This is a genomic window from Arsenophonus sp. ENCA, from assembly GCF_002287155.1.
Classification (GTDB): Bacteria; Pseudomonadota; Gammaproteobacteria; order Enterobacterales; family Enterobacteriaceae; genus Arsenophonus; species Arsenophonus nilaparvatae.
Genome location: NZ_NHNG01000500.1, coordinates 1 through 3,284, shown reverse-complemented (window position 1 = coordinate 3,284; position 3,284 = coordinate 1). Strand labels below are relative to the sequence as shown.

5 protein-coding genes are annotated in these 3,284 nt (G+C 55.4%); all 5 read right to left on the bottom strand.

The window, feature by feature from the left end:
• Positions 1-166 precede the first annotated feature (166 nt).
• Genes CBG25_RS13190 through CBG25_RS13170 form a run of 5 tightly spaced genes read right to left on the bottom strand, consistent with a single transcriptional unit; the run spans position 167 to position 3,138 of the window.
• Positions 167-580 (bottom strand): Gp37 family protein, encoded by a 414-nt coding sequence (locus CBG25_RS13190; RefSeq protein WP_290607178.1) that lies wholly within the window; start codon positions 578-580, stop codon positions 167-169.
• Positions 577-1,044, bottom strand: a complete 468-nt coding sequence (locus CBG25_RS13185; RefSeq protein WP_290607176.1) for a DUF1320 domain-containing protein — start codon at positions 1,042-1,044, stop codon at positions 577-579. Before CBG25_RS13185 ends, CBG25_RS13190 begins: the two co-directional genes overlap by 4 nt.
• Positions 1,044-1,397, bottom strand: coding sequence for a capsid cement protein (locus tag CBG25_RS13180; RefSeq protein ID WP_290607174.1), 354 nt, complete (start codon positions 1,395-1,397; stop codon positions 1,044-1,046). The genes CBG25_RS13185 and CBG25_RS13180 overlap by 1 nt, the downstream gene beginning before the upstream one ends.
• 3 nt (positions 1,398-1,400) lie before the next feature.
• Positions 1,401-2,339, bottom strand: a complete 939-nt coding sequence (locus tag CBG25_RS13175; RefSeq protein ID WP_290607172.1) for a hypothetical protein — start codon at positions 2,337-2,339, stop codon at positions 1,401-1,403.
• Positions 2,332-3,138, bottom strand: coding sequence for a hypothetical protein (locus CBG25_RS13170; RefSeq protein ID WP_290607170.1), 807 nt, complete (start codon positions 3,136-3,138; stop codon positions 2,332-2,334). The genes CBG25_RS13175 and CBG25_RS13170 overlap by 8 nt, the downstream gene beginning before the upstream one ends.
• Positions 3,139-3,284 lie beyond the last annotated feature (146 nt).

Here is a 3,284-nt window from a genome sequence, read left to right as displayed (position 1 = left end):
GGCATTTTGACGACAATACTGAGTTGGATTTAATCCGGAATATTCTTGAGCTTCAATGATAGCTCGCCATTTCTCGTCTGTACGGTAAATTCCCATCTAATATTTCTCCTTAATTGTTAGCGTCGAACATCATGACAAATTAGGAGAAGTGAAAAAATGTGGGGATTTAACGACGCTTACGTACAAACCAGGTTTCGGTTGCCACCGTCAGCGCGTATTGCCATAACCCCTGTGATTGACCCAGAAAGACCTCATTAATCAGCCACAGTGGGCGGCGACAGTCGGGGGGCATAAAGCCGCCCACGGCCTGACGCAGGGTATCGAGCAGGGCAATCGCCCCGTCGTTACCGTTAAGCTGGCGCATCACCAGGGTCAGCGTGAAATGCAGCACTCGGGGCTGAAACACCATGCCCACATCCTGAATGTCGCCAAAACGTGAGCGGGCAAAACTGAGCAGGACCGCACCGAGCGGATGATGGAGATGAAACTGTTCTGGCTGCTCAGGAAAGAAGGCAACCTCCAGCTGGGGCAAGCGTTTTGTCAGCAGGACCAGGAGGGCGCGCATGATATCGAGCGTCATTCAAAATCCTCCAGTAAGCCACCCGGGCCACTAAAGCGCGCGGGACGGGCGCGGACATGAAAAGCCCCCGGCTCCGGGAGCACCTGACCACTGGCGGCGATACCTAACGTCAATTTGCCGTCACGCAAGGCTTCCAGCATTTTCAGGCTGCCGCGATACACCTCTTTTATCGCCTCGGGCAGTTGGCCTTCGGGACGACGCAGGTACAATCGATGCGTCACCAGATTGACCGCCATATCGCGCAGTACCGTGGGAACGCTCTCCAGCGGCAAGACGTAACGTCCGCGCAGATGGGCATCAATCAGCTCATCGGCATAGCGGATAGCGTCGTTAAGCACCTTGTCGTTGATTGCATTGGGCAACCGACCCCCGGTCAAACCCTCGCCAGCGAAATCCTGCGTCAGCTGAACCAGCGTATGCCGTGAGAGCAATTGCCCGATATCCTCCAACGTGCAGTATGCCATCAGATACCTCTGACCATGCGGATAATCTCGCCCGCGGCAGTGGCCGCATCCAAGGCCACGCCCACCGTTGAAGCGGGCAGCCCGCCGCCGGTTAATGCGCTTTCTGATACCACCCGGCCTTCACTGTCGGCCTTGAGTAGCTCGCCGGCGCTAATCGCGGCACCGGCTTCTACCGCCATGATGCCCAGCACATTAATCGGCACGCTGTCCCCTTTTTTACCGGAGACCTCGGCGACACCGAGTTCCGTCCCGGTGCCCTTAAAGGGTTTTGCCGTGATGCCCACCAGACGATGGACGGTTAACTCCTCCACGGCCACCACGGTCGTTGTTAATACCACCTGTTGCGTGACCATCTTTTACGCTCCTTTAATGCCACTAATCAGATACCCGGCCTCACTCCCTACCACCGCGACCTTGTAAATATCGGTGTAGCGGATATTGACCACCTTGCCGCCAATACTGTCAAAGCGGTCGGCCAGCGGCATGCCCTGCCGGCGGAAGGTATAGCCAAAGGAAGGCATATGCTCATCGGCGCTATCACTGCCGGCTGACGGCGCATTGACGACATGCAGCATCAGGTTGTCTTTCCACAGGTCGGTGGTGGTTTTACCGTCTTTCGCCAGCTGAACGGGTGCGCCAATCAGCACCTCATCCACCTGGAATAAATCTTTTAAAATTTCTGTGGTGATACGCTTGCGTTCATTGCCGCCCAGCGCCTTCTGTAGCACCTCATGGAAGCGCAACAGCGCCATCACGCTGGCCCCCATGGTAATGACGTTGGGGCGCAGGCCGATATTGGCCCGCACCACTTCCATCCCGGCTTCAATATCTTTCAGTGGATCGCCATTTTTCTTGTTCCAGGCGGCCTCGCCGGTCAAGGCTTTAGTGGCGTTGCTGGCATAGACCGAAGCCGATTGCGCCAGCTCGGCGACATACTGCTCACGACGCAACAAAATACCGTCGGTAGCCCGTTTAATCGCCTTGATTTCTTCATTGAACATCGATTCCGCCTGTTCGCGGTGATCGACCGGTACCGCCAGATCATGCTCATCGAGCACGATATCGGTAAACGCCTGTTTCTCTCTTAACAGGATATTGCTGTCCGCCCCCACTGCGCGTTTGGTTTCATACAGCGCCAGGCGGCCTTTACCAAAGGTCGGCACCTTGACGCCTTCTTTTTCTACCCTGACGAGCGGAAACAGCTTTTCCCCAATCAGGCTGGCATTCCGGTATTCAGCGGCAATGTGGGTCAGCACCGGGTCGTTGGCCCGTTTGCTTTTTAAATAATCAGACATGGGATTCTCCTGACAGGCAGCGCTTCACCGCCGCTTCGTAAGGGATGGACTCACGCGCCTTAAGCGCCATGGCCTGTTGATGCAGCGTATCCGGATCGGCTGCGCGCTCACTAAAGGTCAAACTGTTTTGCGGCGTATTGCCTCTTCCCTGCACCGCCCGCTGACTAAAATCGACTAGCGGGGTAGCGCTGGTCAACAGCGACTTGACGGCATCAACGAGGGGTTGTGTTTTGCTGCCCTCACTGAAGGTCAACGCCTTCTCCTTGCCCGACAGCGCATCCAGTAACGCCACCACCACCGCTTGTCCAGCAGGGGCCAGGCGCGCTTCATTAATCAGATTTTCGGCAAACACCACATTAACCTCATGCGCCAGGTTGGCGGCCTGAGCGGCCTTTTCAGCCTGATGGGCGCTTAGCTGTTGCTTTAAGGCGGCGTTCTCGGCTTGCAGCCGTTGGTTTTCGACTTCATGTTTTTCCACGGTAAGGCTCTCCGTTATAGGGGGCGGCGTCATAAGCCCCGGCTCAGAAAAGGGTTGGGTCGGGGTGCTTAAGACGGTCGTGTCAGGCGGGTTGCCCAGGGCGTGGCTGAGGAACGCCCGTAAACGGGTAAACAGCGGATCGTGATCGCACTGCATGTCTTCACTCAACACGACGACCCCTTCTTCACCTTCACTAAAGGTCACCGGCTTAAGGCCCTTGACCGCCGGCGGCTGGGCACCCAGGAAACCGACGTGTTGCAAATAGTAAATACCGGGTACCGGATTATGGGTAAGCGTCGTTAAATCCCCACATTTTTTCACTTCTCCTAATTTGTCATGATTCGACGCTAACAATTAAGGAGAAATATTAGATGGGAATTTACCGTACAGACGAGAAATGGCGAGCTATCATTGAAGCTCAAGAATATTCCGGATTAAATCCAACTCAGTATTGTCGTCAAAATGCC

Coding starts and splice junctions, on each gene's coding strand:
- CBG25_RS13190 (WP_290607178.1), bottom strand. CDS start 580: ATGACGCTCGATATCATGCGCGCCCTCCTGGTCCTGCTGACAAAACGC.
- CBG25_RS13185 (WP_290607176.1), bottom strand. CDS start 1,044: ATGGCATACTGCACGTTGGAGGATATCGGGCAATTGCTCTCACGGCAT.
- CBG25_RS13180 (WP_290607174.1), bottom strand. CDS start 1,397: ATGGTCACGCAACAGGTGGTATTAACAACGACCGTGGTGGCCGTGGAG.
- CBG25_RS13175 (WP_290607172.1), bottom strand. CDS start 2,339: ATGTCTGATTATTTAAAAAGCAAACGGGCCAACGACCCGGTGCTGACC.